Genomic DNA, 24,947 nt, shown 5'->3' on the forward strand with positions numbered 1-24,947 from the left:
TAGTAGATTTGAATGGGTTCGTTAAAAATTAATATCCAGTCCTGCAGAATAGATCCTGGTTTGCGGATATTGGGATACGCCATCCAGTCCCCTGGTGGTGACGCCAATATTTGTTCCCACAAAACCCATGGTCGCCTGATGAGAGAATGAGCTTCCTACTTCGGGGTCAAGACCGGAATATTTGGTGATGGTGAAAAGATTATTGGCCATTACAAATAAACGGAGGCTCTTCATTTTTGCCTTTTCTAAAAACCGGTTGGAGAAAGTATAGCCCAACTGAACATTTTTCAGCTTCAGGTAACTTCCGCTTTCTACAAAATAGCTATTCACGGAAGTATAATTTTTATTGGGGTCCAGGGAAAAAGTTCCGTTACTGTTGGCTACGCCAAGACGGGGCTGGGAAGTAAGACCGTTCGATCCTACATAGGAATCTCCGAAAACCTTGCTGGTCGTATTACCATCCGTGGAGAAGGGGAACATTTCATATGCCTTCACGCCATTAAAAAGATCGACACCGGCAACTCCGTTGAATAACATGGCCAAATCGAATCCTTTATAATTCAAACGGATATTTATTCCATAGACAAGTTTAGGATTGGGATTACCGATAACCTGCTTATCGTCGTTGCTCAGTTTAGCTCCATTCTTTGGATCATGTGCAAAGATCAGATCACCTGCATGCGCATTCGGTTGTGCGCTGGCAGCAGCCTCCGCATCAGTCTTGAACAAACCCAGGGTTTTATAACCGTAGAAAGAACCAAAGGGAAGACCGGCCTTGGTGACCGTAATAGGCAGGTTCGGCATGATCCCATACCCTTCATTGCCGTTATTATAATAGTTATAACCATCGTAGAGGGCATCAGTCGTAATACCATCCAGGTTCACCACCTTATTTTTGTTAAACCCACCGGTAACACTGATATCGTAGCCCAGATCGCCCGCTTTATCCTTATACCCTAACAAAATGTCCCAGCCCTTCGAACTGATCTCACCGATATTGGTCAGATAAGGCGATGTAAATCCGGAACTGAGTGCAAGCGGCAATGCATACAAAACGTCTTTGGTGGTACGGTTATACCATTCGACCGAAAAATACAACCGGCCCTGGAGCGCTTCTCCATCCAGACCGATATTTGTTTCATAGGCCGTTTCCCAATGCAGATTTGGATTAGGGATCGCGTTGATGGCATTACCGATATACAGAGGGGCGCCGGGCGCAAAATTCGCACCGGATAAAGAGCCCTGCCCTACCGTTCCCTGGAACTGGCTATAGGTGGCCGCATAAGAGTAAGGCCGGATCGCGCTGTTACCCAGCGTTCCATAACTTCCCCTCAATTTAAGCGAGTTAATAATGGGAGACAATCCTTTGAAGAACGATTCATCACTGATATTCCAGCCCGCAGAAACAGCTCCGAAAGTACCCTTTTGTTTATTCGGTCCAAATACCGTGAAATTGGCATCCTGTCTGAGGGATCCCGAAATATAATAGCGGCTGTCATAATTATAATTGATCCTTCCGAATTGGGATCTTACCAGACCGTTCGGATCATAATTTCCCTGATTCGTATTTTGCGTCCCTGAAGTAGGAACGATGGAATAATCCGGTAATCCAACGGAAGTAGAGATCACATTCAGCGAATTCGAAGTATTCCTTATCTGCTCATACCCCGCAACGGCATTGACGCTGTGTTTTCCAAAATGTTCGTCATACGTCAGGACGAAATTGCTCAATACCTGTTTATTCTCGAAATAGAGTTTGTTCAGGGAATTGGTAGTCTGGCTTACCGCCCCGAAACTGTAGGAATTTTGAAAATAATCCTGGGTCTCCAGATAATACGAGTATCCGAAATTAGTCCTGAAACTTAAATGCAACGGTAATTTGATCTCCGCATAGGCATTGGCCTGCAAATTGTTCTGATAATCCAGCGCATTGGCAGCCAGGGCCGAACCCACAGGATTCGGTCCGCCGAAGGCAAGACCATTATATCCGGGAGGAACAGTTCCGAAGGTACCATCCTTGTTATAGATCGGGATGATCGGTTGTGTCCGGAAGGGGGCATTATGCAATTGCGCTTCGGAACCTACAACGGGCGCTGTCTTACGTTGTGAAATGGACAACTGCTCTCCTATTTTGATAAAATCTCCTAATTTAAAGTCCGTATTGATACGGGCTCCCCCAATGTTGGAATAGTTCTTAATATAGATCCCTTTTTGGGCATTGTAAAACCCGGAAAGCAGATAGTTCACCACCGGCGAAGAACCGGAAACGGAAAGATTATAATTCTGCTCGGTCGCATCACCGTATAATTCTTTTACCCAATCCGTATTGGCCAGTGTATCCGTATGCGTAGCTCCTGCGAAAAATTGGGGAGCAATGATGTTGTTCAGTTTAATAAAACCGGTTTTATCCAGCAGATGGATCAACTTCGGTTTGGTTATTCCATAACGGGCGTTAAAGTTGATGGAAGGTTTGGCGCCTGCTCCCTTTTTGGTGGTGATCAGGATAACACCCCCTGCCGCAGCAGAACCATAAATAGCAGCCGCGCTGGCATCTTTCAGGATATCGATCGAAGCGATGTCCTGAACATTTATATTATCTCCCGGCTGTCTGATCCCATCGACGATATATAAGGGAACCGGCTGATTAAGCGAAGAAAGACCTCTGATAATGATCGAAGATGCGGCGCCGGGCATACCGGAGTTCTTAACCACTTCCACACCGGCCGCTCTCCCCTGAAGGGCTTCGGTTACACTGGTTACCGGCAGGTCCTTGATTGCGCCTCCTTTAACCGAGGAAACCGCGCCGGTCAGGTCTTTCCTTCTTTGTGTGCCATAACCCACCACGACCACTTCGTTGAGACTTTCCCTGAGCGATTTCAGACTCACCTGAAACGTAGTACTTCCTTTAATAGTTATTTCCTGGGTGGCATACCCGATATAGGAAATCAATAATTGGGTCGCCGAAGCCGGAACATTGATAGAAAAATTTCCGGTAGTATTGGTATTTGTCCCATGTTCGGATCCTCTGACCCTGATCGTAGCGCCCGCAAGCGGTGACCCTTTTTCATCACTGACAGTTCCCGTGACGGTTTTATCCTGCGCCTGGGCAGGATGTAAAACCAACAGGAAAAAAATGCCAAGGAGCATTTTATGAAGCAATCGCGTTTTTTTCATAAACAGTTGTTTGTTATTTTTAATAAATGGAAGATGGTTCAATGATGGAAAATGGTTCAATAAGAAAAGGTGATTCAATAAGGAAAGGTTCTTCAATGATGGAAGATGATTCAATAAGGAAAAGTCGTAAGAAGGTGTAAAAAGATTCCGCAGTGACGCCCGGGATAAAACTGTCAGGGATCGGAAAGATGAATTTTTGGCAGCAGGTTCCGGGTGGAACCTTTTTTTGTTTTGGTTCATTTTCATACAACAAGCAAATAAAACTGGGCTTCAATTTTACAGATCAAAGGAAAAAATTGACGGAGCCAATAACAACTTATATTCGGATTGTATAAGAAATAATGCCCGGAACAAGCAAAACCAAAACTATAACTAGCTATTAGTCAATTAAATAAAAACATATTAGTTTTATTCATCTATAACATGGCTTTATAAAAAACAGGGAATAAATTAGGGGTAAGCCCGGAGCAATACCAACCTGGCATAATGCGTAAGGAATACACTAAAACGTCTTAGCAGTGACTATTTGAAAAACTTATCTATGAGAAGGTTGAGCACCTCCATAAAGATGAGAACGATAATTATCCATTCCAGGACGGTACTTTGCCGGTATTGCAGGAGATCCTTAAATAGTTCCAGGTTTTCTTTAATGATCTGCAACCCTTCCCGTATATCTTTATACCTCTCCTGCAGGTCAAAAGTCCGCTTGAGCCCGAGATCGATTTTATTCAGGTTCTCATCATCCCAGGTTTCAGGGGGGGAGTCGAAAATATAGAGATTCTCAGCGATGAGGTTCTTCAGGTTAAGGGTTTTCCCGATATATTTTTTCAGGTTTTTCCCAGATACATCCAGTTTTCCCTTTTTCTCCAGGCTTTGTGTATGCCGGTTCGTTTCTTCCAGCAGCAGGTTGGTCAGTTCCGAATAATAATCGAGAGCCACAGATTGGCTGACATTCAGCATAATTAAACGAAGGGTTTCCACCTCCGCGTTTATAATCTCGATCTTATTATAACCGAACTTATTTTCCCGGGCATTAGTCTGGACTTCGAACTCTTCACTGAGCTTCTGTTCGAAAAGGTTCTTACAATAAGGAGCGATCCGTTTCAAATATTCATTGGCGCTCGTTTGATCATAGTTAAGAAAACAAACCACTCCATATTTAAATACATAGACAAAGGATTCCTCTGCCGTCTTATAAAATAACTCATCCGCATCAAAATGGTGGATACCCTCCTTAAAACTTGCCCGGAAGGACTTTATATCGATACTATCCGCTATCTGATATGATAAGACAAGAAGCATTGATTACAAGATAAGTGTTTTGTCCAGAACCCAGGTAACCGGCAGAATAGAATAATTATAAGATAATGAAAAAGAAGCAACAATAGCTATTCAGAAGCAACCACTCTATTCAAAAAACTAAAAATAATGGTAATAAAAATACTAATTTTATTAGTTTTTTGATGTAAAATTTATTATCTTTACCAGTAAGCGATAGAATAAAACTCATAAAAAAAATCTACTATGGAATCGTTTTCACCCAACATCTTTGTCAAGGATATGAAGGCCAGTATTGCATTTTACACCCAGCTTGGTTTTCAATTGATCAATACCGTACCGGAAGGCGAAAAGGAAGAGCTGATCTGGGCGCTGATGGTCTGTAACAATGTGCACATCATGTTCCAGGCTGCCGAAACCCTGAGAGAAGATCTGCCCCAAATAAGCAGGCAGGATGGCGGCTCGCTGCTGTTCTATATCAAACTAAAAAATATCCGTTCCTTTTTCGAAAAGATCAGGAACAGAGTTCCTGTAGTCAATGGATTAGAAAAGACCTTTTATGGAGCAACTGAATTTTCGATCGTCGATAACAATAATTATGTATTGACCTTTGCAGAAGACGAGGGCGAGTAAAAACCCTCCTGGCAAAAGTCCAATTATTCTTTCCAGATGTCCCAGGTTCTTAATTCCGTAGAATCCACTTTCTCCTTTTCCATCAGATCGATATCCCGGTTGATCATCACCATTTCCCCGGCTTGAAGCAATTCAGGTTCATTATCGGTGGTGGAATGATAGGACTTCCTGACTTTTAATTTACCGGAGAGGACATCGACTTCTTCTCCCGCAAATTTGGCATAAGCATCTACCCGGAAACGGGTTCCCAAAACCTGGATCTGTAAATTCTTAGTGTACAGGAAAAAAGGCAGCCCGGCCTGATTTTTCACCGAAAATACAGCCTCTCCATCCAATTGGACCTCTCTGTTGGTTTTATTGAACGCTTTCGTGATCCGGATCGTAGTTTCATGACTCATTTTGATGGTTGTCCCATCCGGCAAAACAATATTTTTGTGTTTGCCGGTATCCTCATTGTTGTAAATCATTACAAAACGGGCATTGCTGACAGCGGCACTATCGGCATAGGCACGGGCAGCACGGGCGCTGTCAGCCCGTGTACTATCCAACCGGGCAAGCTCCTCCTTATCAGGAACCGTCCGGGCAATTCCGGAAACACTATCTGCAGCCGGTCCGGTTTTTCCACCCCGGCCCGTACAATTCCAGTTTGCTCCCATCAACAAAATGGCGCTTCCCAATCCTAAAAGAAAACGGTTGAAACGATGTATTGAATGCATAGGGATCATAGAAACGTGAATCTACAGGTTTTTACGCAATCGTTTGCATGGCAAGAGCATTTTTTTAATCCGGAAACTTGCGCTTAATTTGAATTAAATGCTTCATTTTTATAGGATTGAATGTAATAGCGTTGGATGCAGACGATTCAGACCTTTTAACTCCATAATTCTCGTTAATCAAATTCCATGAGTAAAAAAGAAAATTCACGGCGGGCCTTCCTCAAAAGTTCATTGGGAGCCCTTGCCGCCTTTACGATCGTTCCCAGGCATGTATTGGGAGGACAGGGTTTTATTCCTCCCAGTGACCAATTGACCAAGGCCGTTATTGGCGTTGGCGGAATGGGTCGCGGTCATTTCGGTTATGCCGGTACCAGGGTAGTTGCCATCTGTGATGTGGACAAAAAACACCTCCGGGAAGCTACAGACCTGTTGGGAAGCGCAGCCAAAGGATTAAAAATTTTTACAGATCACCGGGAACTGATCCAACTACCGGAGGTAGATATCGTACATATCGCCACGCCTCCTCACTGGCATGGTATCATTGCTGCGGATGCGGCCCGTGCCGGAAAGGATATCTGGTGCGAAAAACCTATGACGGCAACCATTGGAGAAGGCAAACGTCTGGTAGAAGCGGTTCAGCAATATGGCCGGATCTTCCGTCTGAATACCTGGTTCCGTTTTGAAGATAATTTCTATGGAATGGGCACTACGGTCAAACCCATTAAGAAATTGGTAGAAAGCGGCCTGTTAGGCTGGCCTTTAAAGGTGACCGTTGGACGACATACCGGCTTCGACTGGAAATTCTATTGGGTTGGCAAGACGAACCTGGAACAGGTTCCCGTTCCCGAAGAACTCGATTATGACCGCTGGCTCGGACCGGCGCCCTATAAACCCTATAATCCCCATCGTGTACACCAGACCTTCCGGGGTTATTGGGATTATGATGGAGGGGGCCTGGGTGATATGGGACAACATTATATCGATCCTATCCAGTATTTCCTGGGAAAAGACGATACAAGCCCTGTGTCCATAGAGATTGATGCCCCGCAGCAGCATCCGGATGCTGTTGGTACCTGGAGAAGGATCACCTACACTTATGCCGATGGATGCCAGATCATTTTGGATGGAGAAGGAGCCGATGAGAATGCCGCTTACATAGAAGGACCAAACGGGAAATTATACCCTGGATTCCATTCCACCATTCCCGACCTCGAAAAGAAACTGGCTGCCTTTCCTGATCCGGCTCCTCAGGTGACCGATTTTGTGGATGCCGTGAAGAACAGGAAAAAATTTGCCCTGAATGAAGAGAACGGTCACCGGTCCTGTACGCTGATCAACCTCGGTAAGATCGCCCTGCAACTTGGACGCAGCTTAAAGTTCGATCCTGTCACCCAAACCTTTCCGGACGATGCAGGGGCAAACGCACTCATTCACCGGCAAATGCGGGCGCCATGGGTTATCTGATCTGAAACAACCGAAAGCTTAACCACAGCGAACGGAAAACCGACACAGCGAACGTAAACCGACACCAACAACGACACCGACAAACCGACAACGACAACATGAAAAATATTTTATCGGCATTATTACTATTCTGTGCTTTTACTACCGCTACCGCACAGACGGCCACGGATCAACGGACCGTTACCACGAAGATCGCGGATCTGCTCGCCAGAATCCCCGCTTCCAATAAAGAAGAATTACAAACGGCCATGACGGCCATTTCCTCCCTGGGGCAGGACGGTCTGACCGAAATGGCTTCGATGCTTGCAGCACCGGGATCCGGGGACAATACCCGTCTGGAATATGCGCTGGGGAATTTCTCCTATTATACCACGCAAACAGGCAACGAGACGCTTCGTGAAAGCAGCGCCCGGGCTTACTGCCAGGCCCTTACCAAAACTGCGGATAAAGAGAACAAGGCCTTTATCATCCGTCAGCTGCAAATAACCGCTACGGACGGAAACGTATCTTTTCTCACGCCTTATCTGAACGACGAACGTCTCTGTGATCCGGCCGCCAGGAGCCTGGTAGCCATCAATACCCCGGCCGCCAATAAAGGTTTGCTGGAGGCTCTTCAAAATGCGAAAGACGACAGACAGCTTACCCTGGTCGAGGCATTAGGTGATACCCGTTCGGCGACCGCAGCTTCTTTTATCAGCGCTTTGGCCGCTAATCCGGCGACAGGCAAGAACGAAAAATTAACGAAATTATCCTTATACGCTCTTTCCAGGATCGGCGATCCGGGTTCGGAACGTATTCTGGCCAAGGCTGCAGAGAAAGCCGGCTATGGATACGATGTCACCGGTGCAACCGATGCTTATATCAGTTATGCCCGGCAATTGATCGCAACGGGAAAAAACATCCAGGCGACAAAAATCGCAGGTGAATTGCTGACGAAAGCGACAGGAGATCAAAAAGTAGCGGCACGTTGCGCAGCCCTGAATCTGCTCGTCACCATCCAGGGAAATAAAAGCATACCCCTGCTGATCGTTGCGATGGATGATAAAAATGAGCAGTACCGCGAAGCAGCCCTTAAATATGCAGGCCCCTTTACCGATGCAGAAGCAACTGGAGCCTGGGTAAAAAAATTAACCGGTTCCTCAACAACCGTCAAAGGAGAGATCATAACCATGTTGGGCAATACAGGTCAGTCGGGAGCCTTACCCGCCGTACTCAACGCCTTGAAGGATAAAGAGTCAAGCGTCCGGTTAAGAGCTGTAAAGGCAGCCGGCCAGATAGGACAACAACAAGCCTTGCCAGCCTTACTTGCCGTTTTGAAAAAAGATGATCCGGCAGAAGTGGCAGCCGTAAAAAATGCGCTCCTGATCATGAAGGGGAATACCATTCCCGACGAAATCGGCAGTGCGCTGGCTGCTACGGCGCCCCATGCCAAGGCAGCCCTCGTTGAAGTTTTGGCTGCCCGCGGTGCAGATAGCCGGGTGAACGATGTTTTGCCCCTGGTAAAAAGTACGGACACCACGGTCAGCAAGGCTGCATTTATCGCTTTGAAAGATCTCGCCACACCGCAGACCCTTCCTCAATTATTTGCCTTATTGGTAACCCGTGATCAACCCGGTGAGATTCATGCGGTACAACAGGCTATCATTGCCGGTAGCGCCGGCATCGGGGATAGTGCGCAACGGACCAGCCGGATATTAACGGAAATGAAACAGGCGACTGCCGGTAAACAATATCTTTTCTTCGATATCCTGGCGGCCGTAGGAGGTAAAGAAGCTCAGCAGATCGTATCGAACGGATTCGAAGCAGGCAATGAACAGGCAAAAAAAGCGGTGGTAAGCGCTTTATCCAATTGGCCCGATGCCAGCGCCATTCTATCCCTGAATAAAATCTCCCGCCAGGCTGGCGATGAAGCCTATATTAATCAGGCCATAACGGGAATCGTACATCTGACCAGCCGTTCCGGTTATCCGGCGGAGCAGAAATTACTAATCCTCCGCCAGGCCATGGAAATTGCAAAAACAACCGCGCAGCAACAATTGATCCTGAAAGAGGCCGGTAAATGCAAAACATTTATAGCCTTGCTTTTTGCTGGAAATTTTTTGGATAATGCCGCCTTACAACAGGACGCCGCACTGGCCGTCATGAACATCGCACTGGCCGATAAGACCTTATCGGGAGAGATTGTCCGCAAATTGCTTGAAAAAGCCAGTTCCGTATTAAAAGGACAGGATAGCGACTACCAGCGTCAGGCCATCCGCAAATACCTGGCGGAAATGCCGGCCGGTGAAGGCATCGTATCCCTGTTCAATGGAACCGATCTCTCCGGATGGAAAGGCTTGGTCGCCAATCCCATTCTGCGGGCAAAAATGGATGCAGCCACCCTGGAAAAAGAGCAGCAAAAAGCTGATGAAGATATGCGCAAGAGCTGGAAAGCGGTTAATGGACAGCTTGAATTCAGCGGCTCAGGAGAAAATCTCTGTACCGTAAAAAAATATGGCGACTTTGAAATGTATGTGGATTGGAAGATCGATCCGGACGGAGATGCCGGTATCTATCTTCGCGGTTCGCCCCAGGTACAGATCTGGGATACCTCCCGCAGGGATGTGGGTGCCCAGGTAGGTTCAGGTGGATTATACAATAATGCCGTCTATCCCAGCAAACCCTTGAAACTGGCCGATAATGCCATCGGCGACTGGAATAGTTTTCATATCATCATGAAAGGCGACCGGGTAACCGTTTATTTGAATGGAGAACTCACCGTGGATAATGTCATTTTGGAAAACTATTGGGATCGTAAGACTCCCATCTTCCCCGAAGAACAGATCGAACTGCAGGCACATGGCCGTCATGTAGCGTACCGCGATCTGTATGTCCGGGAGATCCCCCGACCTATTCCTTACACGCTTGCTGAGGATGAAAAAAAGGAAGGTTTCGATCTTTTGTTTGACGGAACCAACATGTACCAATGGACAGGCAACACAACAGATTATGTCATTGAGGACGATCATATCGCCATCTATCCTAAAAAAGGAGATCATGGCAACCTCTATACCAAAAATGAGTACAGCGACTTCGTCTATCGTTTTGAATTCCAGCTTACCCCCGGAGCGAATAATGGCATAGGTATCCGTGCGCCGCTCGAAGGCGATGCTGCTTATGTTGGTATGGAGATCCAGGTATTGGATAATGAAGCACCCATTTATAAGAACCTTCACGAATACCAATATCATGGTTCCGTTTACGGTGTCATTCCCGCCAAACGCGGTTACCTGAAACCGACAGGAGAATGGAACGTGGAAGAGATCACCGCCGTAGATAATCATATCAAGGTCATTCTGAACGGAACGACCATCCTTGACGGAGATATCTCCGATGCCATTAAGAATGGTACCCTGGATAAAAAAGATCATCCCGGTCTAAAGAACACCAAAGGACATTTGGGTTTCCTGGGGCATGGCGACGTGGTTAAATTCAGACATATGCGGGTAAAGGACCTAAGTACGGCGGACTCACCAGCTCCATCCAAAAAGAAAAAGAAATAAAATTCACCCTGAATAAAACTCTTGATACAATCCGGAAAGGCTGTTTTTCCGGAAAGGCAGTCTTCCATGTTGAAAAACACAGAAGACTGCCTTTTTTTTAACAGATCCTTCTAATCCTTATTATTTCTAAAAGACCGGAGCTTACTTACCGGAACCCTTAAATAAGAAGCGATATCCTCTTCCGTTCCTATTTCAAAGACCCAGGGTTTGGTTTTCAGCAACTGCCCATACCTTTCAACGGCAGATAATATTTTCAGATCGTTTACTCTTTGTTTTATACGTTGACTATGTTCACTTCGAACACTCCGGTAATCCTTGTTAAATTCCGAAGACAATCCAGACATTTGGGAAATATTACTTGAGGAAAGACTAATCAACTTTAAATCGTCCATCGCTTCTATTTGACTGAGACCTGAGCTTCGCATAATAAATTCTCCCGGTCCCCAAAACCAACTGACCGTTTTTGTTTCCCCGTCCAATAAATAATATTCCAAGACATGCCCTTCTTCCAGAAATTGAATATCATGCGTATCATTTATAACTGGGAACGCGCCATATTTGAATGTTTTGTTTTTGATCGCCTCATCCTTTAAATAATGAAAAAGATCCAGATTCTGCATAACGAATGTGGTTTAAAAATTAATAAAATATAGAAGATATTTGCGAGAGGAAATCACCGTTTGGTAACGGTTATGCTAAAAGGGGCTTGCAAAATAAGGATTATTTAACAATTTTGTTTACATAGGCCTAAATATTCCCCTTCCCGTCAAACTCGTGAATATGACCTAAATTTGCAGGGAATCGTTTGATAACCACCATTCTTTCCACTTTAATAAGCAGGTATGCCGCAGATCGGAGAATATAATGAGATGACAGTCCTTAGAGAACTCGCTTTTGGCCTTATCCTGGACGATGGCGGGGCAGGCATCTTATTACCCACCCGTTTTGTTCCGAAAGGAGCCAAAATCGGGGATTCCCTGAAAGTATTTCTTTACCATGACGGAGAGGACCGTGTGATCGCTACCACACAGGAGCCAAAGGGCGTATTGGGAGAAATCGTCAAAATGCGGGTAGTGAATACGACACCCCAGGGAGCTTTTCTCGACTGGGGCCTGATGAAAGATATTTTTGTGCCGAAATCCAAACAATTGACAGGCATGCGGACGGGGGGCGACTACCTGGTCAGGATCTACCTTGACGAACAAACCGGTAGACTGGCTGCAACCGAAAAAATAGAACCATTCTTAAGTAATGAAGAGCTGAGCGTGAATGAAAAGGACCTGGTAGATCTTACCGCTTTCCGGCGCACCGATATTGGCTGGCTGGTCATTGTCAACCATAAACACACCGGCGTCCTGCATAATTCCGAGATCTACCAGGATATTATGATCGGAGACCGATTCCCCGGTTTTATAAAGAAGATATATCCTGCGGATACCACTCCAACCGGCGAGGCCCAGATCGATGTGGTCGCCGGCCGTCCTGGTTATGAAAGAGTGGAAGACGCTACCGGAAAAGTATTACGCTTGTTGGCAGAGAATAAAGGCAAACTCCCTTATCATGATAAATCAAGCCCGGAAGACATCTATTCCTTTTTCGGCATGAGTAAAAAAACCTTCAAAATGACAACCGGACATTTGTACAAGGAAAGAAAGATCAGGATCACCGAAAAGGGCATCGAACTGATCAATGGATAGATTATTTGTTCTTTTCGCTCTATTCTACTGGTTTTCATGGTGAAACAAAAATCCCCCCGTAAACGGGCAATTGTTGTCTAATTGTTAATGAGCCTTTCGGCCGTGTTAAATTTATGGTTTTTACGTTAAGAACAACGGCTCTAGTATTAATTTTGTACCCCTAGTTAAAACAGAAAATTGTATATGGACACCCTTGTTAGTGCATCAGGAATTACGTCGAAGATCAAAACGATCATAGTGGAAAAACTCGGAGTAGAAGAATCATCCCTCGACAGAAACGCTTCCTTTACCAATGACCTTGGCCTCGACTCCTTAGATGTTTTGGAAACCTTTGTGGAATTGGAAAAAGAATTCAGTATAAAAATCACCGATGAAGATGCTGAAAAACTGACCACCGTAGGTTCAGTCATTGACTATATACTTGCCAAACGGTCATAAGTGGGTATCTTTGCTGCATGACCGCACTTCAATCCATAGGGACATTTCTGCTCAAACTACTGAAAGCAGTTTTTATCCGCAAAAAAGATTGCTGCAGATAATCAATCGCAGCATATAACCAATTTCTACCCAAACACCTGAGTATAGCCCTCCTTCTGTCTTGCTAATTATCCCGTTGATCAAGAATCTCCTTCGCAATGAGCAAGGAATGGGAAATTTGGATGGATCTAACCACCGTATGCAAAATTGAATAGCCGTATGCAAACCAAAATCAAAATAATTTGCAGCTTAGCTGTCGTTACTCTATTATGGGCAGCCTGTCAAACCCCGGAGAAAAAGGCAATACCCGATTTTCTGGCAGAAAACCTGGACACCACCGTAAGCCCGACTGACAATTTTTTTGCCTATGCCAATGGAGGCTGGTTGAAAAAAAACCAGATCCCGCCGGAAGAAAGCAGCTGGGGCATTGGTCAAATGGTACAAAAGGATATCTACCAGCGCCTGAGAACGATCAGCGAACGGGCTGCTTCGGAAAATGGAACTCCGGGCAGCGTCACCCAGCAGATCGGCGACCTCTGGACAAGTGGAATGGATTCGGCTGATATCGAACGACAAGGTATAAAACCAATTCAAAGCCATCTGGATATGATCAGCGCCGTCAGCAACCCTGAAGAGCTCATGCGGGTTGCGGCTGACCTTCACCGGAAGGCCCTGTATGTCCTGTTCGAAGATGGGATCAACCAGGACGACAAAAGCAGCGATCAGATGGCTTATCAATTGATACAGGGCGGGTTGGGTTTGCCGGACAGGGAGTATTATTTTAAAACCGATGAAAAAACGGTGCAGGTAAGGAAGGCTTATCAGCACTATCTGTTCGTTACTTTCCTCCAACTCGGCAGGGACAGCAGCCTGGCCGCAACGCAGGCAGAAAAGGTATTTCAATTGGAAAGCAGGCTGGCCAAAGCCTCCCGGAAACTGGAGGATCTCCGTGACCCGAATACCAATTATCATAAGATGAGCATGGCCGATCTTCAAAAGCTATCCCCTTCAGTTTCCTGGCAGTCCTGGATCAAAAATATGGGTATCACCCACCTGGACTCCCTGATCGTTCGCCAGCCGGAATTCTTCACCTCATTGAATGAAGAAATAACCAGGACTCCTCTCCAGGATTGGAAGAATTACCTGACCTTTCACGTGATCCGGGAAGCCGCCCCTTATCTTGATCAGAAGACCTTCAACAATCGCTTCCTGTATATACAGACTTTGTCCGGCGTTAAAGTGCCCAGACCCCGCTGGAAAAGGGTACTGGACGCCCAGGAAAATGCAATGGGAGAAGCAATGGGGCAATTATTCGTAAGAGAATATTTTCCCGAAAAGTCAAAAAAACGCTATAGCGATCTTGTCGAAGGGATCCGGGATGCCTATGCAACAAGGATCAGGCAATTGACCTGGATGAGCGACAGTACCAAACAAAAAGCCCTTAGCAAACTATCGCATATCACCAAAAAGGTCGGTTACCCCGATAAATGGAAAGATTTCAGCGCTTTGAAAATAGACCGGGGGCCCTTTGTCCTGAATATGGAAAGAGCAGCAGAATGGTGGAATCGTTATTGGATAAACAAATTAGGCAAACCCGTCGATCGGACGGAATGGGACATGACACCCCAGACTTATAATGCTTATTATAATCCCAGCAATAATGAGATCGTATTGCCGGCAGGCATATTTACCGTTCCGGGGAAAAAGGATGAAGAATTGGATGACGCCTTTGTTTACGGGTATGCCGCCGCCTCTACCATTGGTCATGAAATAACGCATGGGTTCGATGACCAGGGCCGTCAGTATGACGAACAGGGAAACCTGAAGAATTGGTGGCAGCCCGCAGATGAGAAACAATTCAAAGAAAGGACATCCAGGATCATCCGGCAATTCTCAGAATTCACTCCTGTCGATACCCTTCATGTTAACGGAGAAGCTACACAGGGAGAAAATATTGCAGATCTGGGAGGTCTTCTGCTCGGGCTGGACGCCCTTTCAAAAACGGATGCCTACAAAAAAGGGGAAAAGATCGGAGGCCTTACACCGCTTCAACGATATTTTCTGGGATACTCCTACGGATGGCTAAGCCTGGAAAGAAAAGAGATCCTGGCCAAACAACTGATGACCGATGTGCATGCCCCATCCAAAGAAAGAGTCAATGGTCCCATGGCCAATATCCCGGCCTTTTATGAAGCCTTTGGCGTTAAGCCGGGCAACAAAATGTACCGCCCCGATAGTTTAAGAGTATCTATCTGGTAAAGTCCCACATTACAATATAAAAAAAGGGGCGCCATCAGCGTCCCTTTTTTTATCTCTTATGATGGCCTTTCAGGCGACCGGCCCTTGGCCGGTCCTGTCTACCAAAAAATAGTATATAACGCAATCAACAGACCGATAATTACCATCGTTCCGACGGCAAAAGATTTGGATACTTTGAACATGCTGGCATCCACTTCCAGTCCGTTTGTCTTAACCCCTCTTTTATTCTCCACAAAATTAATGATAGCCATACCGATAATACAGAAAAGGAAAACAAAACCCATCCTGTCCAGGAAAGGGATCTCGTATATGCCTTTATTATCGTTATTGGGCTGGAAAAATCCATATGGAGTCAGCCAGCTGAGATCGACCCACATGGGCAGGAATTTTAATACGCAGGAAAGGACGAATCCGCCGATCGTTGCAAAAAGCGCGGCGTTGGAAGTTGTCCGTTTCCAGAAAAAACCCAGGATGAACATCGCAAAGATCCCCGGTGAAACAAAACCGGTATATTCCTGGATATAATTAAATCCTTGTTTACCCTCTCCCATCAATTTCTCTCCTATTACCAGCGAGAGCAGAATAGCCAGGATCATACTAACGATCACCGCTATCTTTCCCACTCCTACCAGCTTTTTCTCACTGGCTTCGCGGTTAATGGCTTTCTTATAAATGTCCAGCGTAAAAATCGTGGCAATACTGTTTGCCTTACCGGCCAGAGAGGCCACAATAGCAGCAGTCAGTGCGGCAAAAGCCAACCCTTTTAACCCGGCAGGCAAGAGCGTAAGCAGATTCGGATAGGCTTTATTGACATCCGCCACTCCTTTTGAATCCAGCATCTCGGTATGGAACATACCTTTCTGATACAACACGTAAGCCGCTATCCCCGGCAAAACCACAATTACCGGCATCAGCAATTTCAGGAAAGCCGCAAAAAGGATCCCGCTGCGGGCCGTATTCAGATTGGCGCCAAGCGCCCGTTGTGTGATGTATTGGTTACAGCCCCAGTAGTTCAGATTCGTGATCCACATACCCCCAATCAGGACGGAAAGACCGGGGAGGCTGACATAATTGGGGTTATCCTTCTTAAAGATCATATGAAAATGATCGTTCGCTTCGGTGGTCAGTAATTTAAATCCATTTATTAACCCGGTCTGGCCGGATTTTTCCGCTACCAGGTTCAGCGCGATATAAGTGGCCACAAGACCGCCCAGGATAAGAAAAAACACCTGGATCACGTCCGTGTAGCCGATCACCTTCATTCCACCCAAAGTGATGATGACGGCAAATACGGCCAGCAGCACGATACACAGGTATATATTCAGCCCGGAGATCCCGCTGATGGCAAGAGCACCCAGGTAAAGAATAGACATCAGGTTTACGACAATATACAGGGTCAGCCAGAAGATAGCCATGATCATGGCCACCCGGTCGTTATACCGTTGGCTGAGGAACTGCGGCATCGTATAGATCTTGTTCTTCAGGTAAACCGGAATGAAAAAGATAGCTACGATCAGCAAGGAAGCCGCCGCCATCCATTCATAGGTGGAAATGGCGAGACCCAGTTTAAAACCGCTGCCGCTCATGCCGATGAATTGTTCGGCAGAAATATTGGAGGCGATCAGAGAGGCGCCGATAGCCCACCAGGTAAGCGAGCCTTCGGCCAGAAAATAATCCTTTGAGTTGGCCTGGACGGATTTTTTACGGTTGTAGATCCACCAGCCGTAAAAGGCGACGATCAGGAAATAGACCAGGAAAACCAGGTAGTCCAGGGCGTGTAGGGTTTGCATATGGCAGCTCGTATTTTAGTTAAATATACCGGTTAATCAGATTTTCCAGGTATTCCTGGCGTCCGCTTATTACACCAGGTTCTCCGTTAGCGATGGCAAATTCGCGAAGGTCCTCCAGGGAAAGAGACCCTTTTTCAAAGGCGGCCCCTTTATCCTTATCGAAAGAGGCGTACCGGTCCGCCCTTATTTTTTTATATTCCGATTTTTGCAGTATGTTATCTGCCACCAGCAAGGCCCTGGCAAAGGTGTCAATCCCGCCGATATGCGCATGGAACAGATCTTGCGGGTCGGTTGAGTTCCTTCTTCGTTTGGCATCGAAATTGATCCCCCCCCCTTTAAAACCTCCGCCTTCCAGGATGATCAGGAGAGCTTCTACCAGTTCGTTGATATTATTGGGGAATTGATCGGTATCCCATCCGTTCTGATAATCGCCGCGGTTGGCATCGATGGATCCCAGCATACCCGCATCCACCGCAACCTGCAATTCATGGGTGAAAGTATGGCCGGCCAGGGTGGCATGATTTACTTCGATATTCAGTTTAAAATCGGCGAGCAGGTCATACTGCCGGAGGAAACTGATGACCGTAGCGCTGTCATAATCATATTGATGTTTGGTAGGCTCGCAAGGTTTGGGCTCGATAAAAAAAGTACCGGTAAAACCCTGCCTGCGTGCATACTCCTTAGCGGTATGCAGGAAACGGGCCAGGTGTTCCTGTTCGCGTTTCATGTTTGTATTGAGCAGACTCATATACCCTTCACGTCCGCCCCAGAAAACGTAATTCTCTCCACCCAGTTCGATCGTCGCGTCCAGGGCAGCTTTTACCTGGGCTCCGCCGTGCGCCAGTACATGGAAATCCGGGTTGGTCGCCGCCCCATTCATATAACGCCTGTTGGAGAACAGATTGGAGGTTCCCCACAAAAGTTTCACGCCGCTGGCGGCTTGTTTTTCCTTGGCATAGGCCGTCAGCGCCTGCAACCTTTTTTCATTATCGACGACGTCGTTGGTGTAATCGACTACATCGACATCATGAAAACAATAATACGGAAGATCCAGTTTGGTTATAAATTCAAAGGCGGCATCCATTTTATCCTTTGCTCGTGTTACCGCGTTGCTGTTCTCATTCCAGGGATACACATGCGTGGGTTCGCCGAATGGATCGGCTCCGTTCCCGACGAAGGAATGCCAATAGGCAACGGCAAAACGCAGATGCTCTTTCATCGTCTTGCCGGCAACCAGTTTGCCGGCGTCATACCAGCGATAAGCAAGGGGGTTATCCGTACCGGTGCCTTCGTATTTGATCTGCCCGATTCCTTTAAAGAATTCTTTCTCTCCGATGATCACTGACATAACATTCGTTTTTTGTTTGAACTATTTTGTTTGAACTGTTTCGTTTGCAAAAATTATCATTTAGGCGCCCAAATGGCTTTCCAGGGCCGCTTTCCATCGTTCGTATCCTTCGTTATACACATCAGCCTTCCGTGGTTCGACCAGCTCCAGCGGTTTCCTCCCGGCAAAAGCTTCTTTTTCCGACCCAAAAATTCCCGCACCTATCCCTGCGCCCAGGGCTGCCCCCGTGCTGCCATCGCAATCATACAATTCCACCGGAACATTCGTCGCATTGACAAAGGCTTCCGTAAATACGGGGCTGAGGAACATATTGGCCCTGCCGGCACGGATTACGGAAGGATTCATTCCACTGGATCGCATGATATCCAATCCATACCGGAAAGCAAAGGCGATCCCTTCCTGCCCTGCACGGTATAGATGCGCAGTAGCATGCTGGTTTAAATCGATATTTTCGATATGTGCACCGATGATCCGGTTATTCAGGATCCTTTCTGCTCCGTTCCCGAAAGGGAGAATCACCAGCCCTTCGCTTCCTGGCCGGATACGGGCAGCCTCTTCATTAAGCCGGCCGTAATTGGCAAGAGGTCCTGCCAGGTCCCTGATCCAGCGGTTCAGGATACCTGTACCGTTGATACAGAGCAGTACCCCGATCCGTTTCTTTTGGGAAGTATAATTGACATGCGCAAAACTATTGACGCGGGACCCGGGGTCATAGGTCAGTTGATCGCTTACTCCATAGATCACACCGGACGTACCGGCTGTGGCAGCGACCTCCCCCGGTTCCAGCACATTCAGCGATAAGGCATTATTCGGTTGATCACCTGCCTTATAGGTCACTGGAATTCCGTTCCGTAAAGAAAGGGACTTCGCCACCTCCGGCTTGATTGTCCCATGGGCCGAAAAAACGGGCTTGATAGCAGGTATCACTTTTTTATCGAACCCGAAATAACGGAATACATCTTCAGACAGGGCATCTTCTTTAAAATCCCAGAATATACCTTCGGACAGGGCCGAAATACTGGTAGTCGTTTCTCCGGTAAGCCGCATGGCAATAAAATCACCGGGAAGAAGGACTTTATCGATCCTTTCATAAATTGCCGGTTCCTGTTCTTTAACCCAGGCCAGTTTGGCCGCCGTAAAATTGCCGGGAGAATTCAAAAGGTGTTCGAGGCTTTTTTCTTCCCCTATGGCATTGAACGCCTTGTCCCCATAAGGAACCGCACGACTGTCACACCAGATGATGCTGTCGCGTAACACCTGCTGGTCTTTATCAACCAGCACCAGACCATGCATCTGATAAGCTATACCTATAGCAGCGATATCCTGAGGGTTATAACCGCCGCCCTTATGCATACGCAGGATCGCCTGTTGAACATGCTCCCACCAGGTTTCAGGAGACTGCTCGGCCCAACCCGGTTGTTTGGAAAAAAAGGTCGTCTCCGTATCCGGGTATTGTGCGCTGGCAATTATTTGCTGAGAACCCGCCTCTACAACAGACACTTTAATGGATGAGGTACCTATATCGATCCCTAATAACAACATGATTATGGTTATTTCCTATATTTAAAGACTAATGAGTGATTCATCTGAAATACTAAAACGTTCGTCCGAATTAAAAAAACCTTCATCCGAAATAAAAAATGGCAGGTAAATATAGATTGTTTTTTCGAATTGCAACCGATTGCAATAATATTTTTAAAATGCTTAAATTTGGGGTAATAATTCCCTAAAGAACCATGATGTCCAAAAAAGAGATCACCATATATGACATTGCCCGCGTACTCGAACTGTCTCCTGCAACCGTCAGCAGGGGCCTGAAAGACCATCCCGCTATAAATTTCAAGACCAGGAAGCGGATTACGGATATGGCAAAGGAAATGGGTTATCGCTCCAACAATTTCGCCAGCAATCTACGCAAACAAACGACAAGTACCATCGGGATCATCGTTCATGAACTGAACAGCCAGTTTATAAGCTCCGTCCTGGCGGGAATTGAAAAGGTAACCGCCGAAGCCGGTTACGACCTGATCATAGGACATTCCTCGGAAACGTACCGGAAAGAGGCCGCCAATGCCCATAACCTTTTTCACAAAAGAGTGGATGGTTTGATAGCTTCCCTGGCTTTTGATACCAAGGACCTGGATCATTTCGAACCCTTTATGCAAAAAGGTATTCCCATGGTCTTCTTTGACCGGGTGGAAGAACATCCCTATGGAACAAGGGTCATTATCGACAATAAGATGGCCGGTTTCGAAGCAACCGAACACCTGGCCCTGGAAGGCTGCAAAAGGATCGCACATATCACGGCAAATCTGACCCGTAATGTATACGCAGGACGTTTGGCCGGTTATCAGCAAGCCCTGGAGAAATATGGATTGGTCTACGACCCTGCCCTGGTATTGGTTAACGACCTGGGCGAAGAAGCGGCCATCCGCTGTGCACAACAAGTCCTGAAAATGGATCCGCGGCCGGACGGGGTCTTTATCACCAATGATTTTTGCGCCGCTATCTTTCAGGGAACGCTCAAAGAAGCCGGAGTCCGCGTACCACAGGATATTGCCATCGTAGGCTTTAACAACGATGTCATCTCAAAACTGATCGATCCCAAACTCACCACCATTAATTATCCGGGGGAAGAAATGGGAGAAAGGGCCGCGCGCAGCCTGATCGACCAATTGTCAGGTGTATCCTCGCCGCGTCATCCCGAAACGATAATCATAAAATCGGAATTGATCATCCGGGGATCTTCCCTCAAAAGCGGATCTTCCTTGTAGAAGCGGCTCTTCCCTTAGAAGCGGCTCTTCCCTCAAAACTGAAACCCCCAACTGATCAGGGCAAGCCCTCCGTCTGTTCCCCGGGTATAAGAGGCCGTCAATACAACGGTCTTCAGCAGATCGACCCAGAGTCCTCCGCCATATCCGTCATGCCATTGATGACTATCCTCTCCTTTGAGCCAGACCCGGCCTATATCGTTAAAGGCCAGAAAACCGAAGGATCCTGGGAAAAGATAGGTGGTAAAATCGGTTAGCTTTACCCGCAGGTCCAGGTTATGATAGACGATCTCATCACCGCCAAAACGGTATTTCCGGAAACCGCGCAGATTATCCGTCCCGCCCAGGTATTGGGCCTGAAAAAATTCATAGTTGCCAAAAGTCTTTCCCCAGCCGACGCGGGAGGCAATCACCACGCCTGCGCGACGGTTAAAACTCAGGAAAAAAGACAGGTTCGAATTAAGTTGCGCATAATTACTGCTGAGATGACTCAGGCCATTATAGGCGCTGAAATTGGTTTGCCAGTTGATCCCGCTGCTCGGCATTATTTTATTATTCCGGCTATCCAGCGTGGCCGTAAACCGCAGCCCGTCGTAAGCTTTGGAGGCATAAAGCCGGGCCCGGTCCAGGCCGTTAACATTGGTCTGGTCGATGTAGCGTCCAGTATTTTCACTGCTGTCCATCGTAAAATACTGGAATACAGGGCCCACCGCAAAACTAAAAGAAGGGGTGAGATTGGCCCTTAGCTGCGTGCCTGCATCATAAAGATTGAACCGCGTCCGATAGAACCGGATAGCGTCTTCATGCCCGTGTTGAAAAACACTTTCATTCCCGTATTTAAAGAAATTAGTACTGTAATTCGGTGCATTGGCGCTGGCGCCCACCAACAGATCCAGTTTTCCTATCGCATCGGTAGCCTCAAAATAATACTTGAAATTATAGGCCTTGGTGGCCAGCGAATGCGTGACCGATAAAATATGCAGTTGTTTATACGGTACCTTATGAAAACCTTGGGTCGTATACCTGAACTGAAGCCCCAGGAACAGGCCATCATCCGGGTTAAAGGCGGCATCGATAATGGGTGTCATTACATTGTATTTAAATCCCAGGCGGTTCACTGCATTTACCGATGGATCTTTCGATAAAAAGCTGCGCAGATTTCCTTTTCCGGCAAAATCACTCTTTTCCGTACTCAGATCGTAAACCCTCGTCTTTCCTCCCGGAGCGTCCGATTCATTCTCAAAATGATCCTCACCGGGACCACCGATCAGGCGAACCAAAATCCCATGTGCACCGGCGCCATGCTCATAAAACCGATCGTCTTCCCCCAATCCGTACAAACGGATTTCCCGGGTCTCCCCTTCCTTAAAGGTTCGTTCATAGATTTTTTTGTTCGCCTCTCCCTCCTTATTCACCTTAAAGACCGTCACTACCATGGACCCGTCCTCTTTACGCAGGATATCAAAGAGCTCCTTTTTATCACTGCCGTAGATGGTAACGATTTGGGAGAGGAACCGGTAATAGGCCATCATCTCGTCAATATAGTATTTCCGTCTTTCCTTCAGTTTGGCAATGATGGATTCCATGGAATAAGGCTGCACGGATCCGGGCTGTTCCCTAAGGGCATATTCGATCAGCGAATCGGTCATAACTGCCAGCACGGACTCCGCCATCTTATGCCACTCCGCTTCATCCGGCTCCGTCAGGTAACTCCTGTCGAAATTCCGGGCATTGTAATTATAGGTTTTTATATTTCGCGCCTTTGCCCGGAAACCCTGGAGCTGGGGTGATATAAAGGCAGATCCTACTACCCAGGGAATGACACCCTCATTGATGAAGAAGGGTTGATCACGGTCACGGGGAACCGGGAAATACGTTTTCCCTTTACCATTATCTTCCGCCCCCCATCGCCATTGATCCTCGTGCCGGTCAAAATCCATGAAGAACATATCCATCAGTCTTGCCCGCAACACCTTTTGCTGGTCGACGGCATTATCATTGTCCTTCACCAGTTTTTTAACCAGGTCATCATTGCTATAGGTTTTTTTACCATTTCCGGGTTCCCGTTCCTCGAATAAATTGAAGGTATTCCCATAATCACTTCTGAATTTTCCCAGCCGGGGGTCATCCGGCATATACACCAATACCGGGTTGGAATGCGGAACGTTCACTGCATTGGCAAAAGGCGGGATGGAGAGCGCCGCGTATGGATAAGAAGCAGATACGCCATCGGATACCAGGTCCTTGACGAAATCCGCACCTTTTAATTGTTCCGGCAAGGCATCATCGGTGATAAATTTTTCCACCCCCCGGATCACATATTGAACGCCGTCCTTATTTTCCAGACGGAGTGATTTCGTCTGATTGCCTCCACCCCGGCGTAAGGGGGTCCAACCCTTCATGTCGAAAACTTTTACCTTGATAGGATTAGTCCACTCGGTCCGGTAATTATTTCCTAACAGGAATCGTTTGAAACGGCCTGCTTTAAAATAAGGCACGGGTACCAAGGTAACAGAATCGGGAAAATTCTTTGCCAGGGCTAAGGTATCGGTAACAGGAGGCGCCAGGGCAGGGATAGAGGCCGTAAAAGCCGTTTGGCTCAGATCCGTGGCGGACAGCGTGTAGAACCGGATGGCGGATTTTCCGCTCGCATGCATTTCAATAACGGCCAGACCTTCGGCCTGTTCGGCGAATAAAGAATATTTACCCTTTCGGATACGGGTGGTTTTTGAACCTGCCCCGCTAACCACATAATAAACACTATCATGTTGAATAAGCTGCAGCGCATGCTCGTGACCGGCTACCTGCACTACATTTTTATGCCCTTTGATGACATTTTCCACCCGCTGTATAAGTTCCTTATAATTGGCATTGCGTGTATCCTGTATATTCCCGAAAACCTGCCTGGAGAGCGGATAAAGCGAACCGATCACCGGCAAAGGAATATAGAGAGCCGGGTTCAGATCCGTAAAGGGGAAAATATGCTGTTTGATCGTATAATATCCGCCATGCCCGCCATAAGTATAAAAGGGGTGATGCATGGCCAGTACGATCAGTTTGTCCGGATACTTGCTGATGATATCTTTTAAAGCCGTAATGACCTCTCCCTCTTTATTACAATCGCAGCCGGATCCGGCCCCCGGGCGGTCATCCCCCTGTAGCCACCATTGGCTATCCATAAACACCATTACAATTTTTTCGCCCACCGTCACCTCTACCGGTCCCGGACATCCGTTCTTCGGCAGGAACTGAACATTGGGAAGATCGAGGGAATCTATATAGTCGGATTGATTATTTACCTGGTCCAGCCCTCCGCGCCTCCCCCTTTTCCAATCATGATTGCCCGGGACAAAAAAAGCTTTGGCATTTTTCCCTTTCACGACAGAAACCTGGTAATCCAGTATACTACGGGCCTGCTCATACTGTTTACTGTTTTTCGAAGGCAGACCAAGTGGGTAAATATTATCTCCCAGGTAGATCAGCACATTATTCGAATCGTTCCAATCCACATGCTGCTTCAGCCAATCACAAACAGGGTGTTTGCCATCCTTTAGCTCTCCGGCATCTCCTACGAGGAACAAACGCTGGGTTACCGGATCGTTTGCTGCTATCTGATCAATTCCCGGTGTTTTTCCATGAGTCGTTCCCTTAGATGCTCCCTGAGTTATCCCCTGCGCCTGCATGACCAGACCAGGAGTCAGGAGAACCATCAAAAAGGCAATCTTACTCAAAACCTTTTTTACCCGGAAAAGGGTTAGCATTTTTCTTCCCATAAGCCCGGGCATAAGTCTTGCCATA

15 protein-coding genes are annotated in these 24,947 nt (G+C 47.0%); 7 read left to right on the forward strand and 8 right to left on the reverse strand.

Annotated features, from left to right (window positions below; translation table 11 throughout):
* Positions 1 to 21 precede the first annotated feature (21 nt).
* Both ACX0G9_RS23780 and ACX0G9_RS23785 read right to left on the reverse strand, forming a co-directional pair.
* Positions 22 to 3,174, reverse strand: a complete 3,153-nt coding sequence (locus tag ACX0G9_RS23780; protein WP_459067467.1) for a SusC/RagA family TonB-linked outer membrane protein — start codon at positions 3,172 to 3,174, stop codon at positions 22 to 24.
* A 522-nt stretch (positions 3,175 to 3,696) separates the two neighbouring features.
* Entirely contained in the window at positions 3,697 to 4,476 is a 780-nt protein-coding gene (locus ACX0G9_RS23785) for an RMD1 family protein (RefSeq protein ID WP_459067468.1), read from the reverse strand.
* A gap of 222 nt (positions 4,477 to 4,698) precedes the next feature.
* On the opposite strand from ACX0G9_RS23785, the gene ACX0G9_RS23790 reads away from it, so the two are divergent.
* A complete protein-coding gene (locus tag ACX0G9_RS23790; protein WP_459067469.1) occupies positions 4,699 to 5,085 on the forward strand; it encodes a VOC family protein in 387 nt (128 codons plus the stop codon).
* A 23-nt stretch (positions 5,086 to 5,108) separates the two neighbouring features.
* Here ACX0G9_RS23790 and ACX0G9_RS23795 read toward each other — a convergent pair whose 3' ends face one another.
* Positions 5,109 to 5,801, reverse strand: coding sequence for a FecR family protein (locus ACX0G9_RS23795; protein WP_459067470.1), 693 nt, complete (start codon positions 5,799 to 5,801; stop codon positions 5,109 to 5,111).
* A gap of 186 nt (positions 5,802 to 5,987) precedes the next feature.
* On the opposite strand from ACX0G9_RS23795, the gene ACX0G9_RS23800 reads away from it, so the two are divergent.
* Together ACX0G9_RS23800 and ACX0G9_RS23805 are read left to right on the forward strand one after the other, a co-directional pair.
* Entirely contained in the window at positions 5,988 to 7,265 is a 1,278-nt protein-coding gene (locus ACX0G9_RS23800) for a Gfo/Idh/MocA family oxidoreductase (RefSeq protein ID WP_459067471.1), read from the forward strand.
* 98 nt (positions 7,266 to 7,363) lie between these two features.
* Positions 7,364 to 10,807: a family 16 glycoside hydrolase gene (locus tag ACX0G9_RS23805; RefSeq protein ID WP_459067472.1), complete on the forward strand. Its 3,444-nt coding sequence runs from the start codon at positions 7,364 to 7,366 to the stop codon at positions 10,805 to 10,807.
* Between the two features lie 110 nt (positions 10,808 to 10,917).
* Here ACX0G9_RS23805 and ACX0G9_RS23810 read toward each other — a convergent pair whose 3' ends face one another.
* Positions 10,918 to 11,427 carry a cyclic nucleotide-binding domain-containing protein gene (locus ACX0G9_RS23810; protein ID WP_459067473.1) on the reverse strand — a complete coding sequence of 170 codons (510 nt, stop codon included), beginning with the start codon at positions 11,425 to 11,427 and terminating at the stop codon, positions 10,918 to 10,920.
* Positions 11,428 to 11,649: 222 nt separating this feature from the next.
* On the opposite strand from ACX0G9_RS23810, the gene ACX0G9_RS23815 reads away from it, so the two are divergent.
* The 3 genes from ACX0G9_RS23815 (at position 11,650) to ACX0G9_RS23825 (ending at position 15,240) form a co-directional block, all read left to right on the forward strand.
* The gene (locus tag ACX0G9_RS23815) at positions 11,650 to 12,504 is read left to right on the forward strand and encodes a CvfB family protein (RefSeq protein ID WP_459067474.1); all 855 of its coding nucleotides are present in this window, start codon (positions 11,650 to 11,652) and stop codon (positions 12,502 to 12,504) included.
* A gap of 183 nt (positions 12,505 to 12,687) precedes the next feature.
* Positions 12,688 to 12,942, forward strand: a complete 255-nt coding sequence (gene acpP, locus ACX0G9_RS23820) for an acyl carrier protein (RefSeq protein WP_459067475.1) — start codon at positions 12,688 to 12,690, stop codon at positions 12,940 to 12,942.
* Between the two features lie 258 nt (positions 12,943 to 13,200).
* Positions 13,201 to 15,240 carry a M13 family metallopeptidase gene (locus ACX0G9_RS23825; RefSeq protein WP_459067476.1) on the forward strand — a complete coding sequence of 680 codons (2,040 nt, stop codon included), beginning with the start codon at positions 13,201 to 13,203 and terminating at the stop codon, positions 15,238 to 15,240.
* A gap of 98 nt (positions 15,241 to 15,338) precedes the next feature.
* On the opposite strand, the gene ACX0G9_RS23830 is transcribed toward ACX0G9_RS23825, so the two are convergent.
* From ACX0G9_RS23830 to ACX0G9_RS23840, 3 genes are read right to left on the reverse strand one after another with little or no spacing between them, the layout of a single operon-like run.
* Positions 15,339 to 17,030 carry a sodium/sugar symporter gene (locus tag ACX0G9_RS23830; protein ID WP_459067477.1) on the reverse strand — a complete coding sequence of 564 codons (1,692 nt, stop codon included), beginning with the start codon at positions 17,028 to 17,030 and terminating at the stop codon, positions 15,339 to 15,341.
* Positions 17,031 to 17,049: 19 nt separating this feature from the next.
* Positions 17,050 to 18,378 (reverse strand): xylose isomerase, encoded by a 1,329-nt coding sequence (gene xylA, locus ACX0G9_RS23835; RefSeq protein WP_459067478.1) that lies wholly within the window; start codon positions 18,376 to 18,378, stop codon positions 17,050 to 17,052.
* Positions 18,379 to 18,438: 60 nt separating this feature from the next.
* Positions 18,439 to 19,920: a xylulokinase gene (locus ACX0G9_RS23840; RefSeq protein ID WP_459067479.1), complete on the reverse strand. Its 1,482-nt coding sequence runs from the start codon at positions 19,918 to 19,920 to the stop codon at positions 18,439 to 18,441.
* Positions 19,921 to 20,114: 194 nt separating this feature from the next.
* Between ACX0G9_RS23840 and ACX0G9_RS23845 the strand changes: the two genes are divergently transcribed.
* Positions 20,115 to 21,152 carry a LacI family DNA-binding transcriptional regulator gene (locus tag ACX0G9_RS23845; RefSeq protein WP_459067480.1) on the forward strand — a complete coding sequence of 346 codons (1,038 nt, stop codon included), beginning with the start codon at positions 20,115 to 20,117 and terminating at the stop codon, positions 21,150 to 21,152.
* A gap of 32 nt (positions 21,153 to 21,184) precedes the next feature.
* On the opposite strand, the gene ACX0G9_RS23850 is transcribed toward ACX0G9_RS23845, so the two are convergent.
* Positions 21,185 to 24,946 carry a metallophosphoesterase family protein gene (locus ACX0G9_RS23850; RefSeq protein ID WP_459067481.1) on the reverse strand — a complete coding sequence of 1,254 codons (3,762 nt, stop codon included), beginning with the start codon at positions 24,944 to 24,946 and terminating at the stop codon, positions 21,185 to 21,187.
* Position 24,947: the final 1 nt, after the last annotated feature.

The organism is Flavitalea flava (assembly GCF_054461575.1).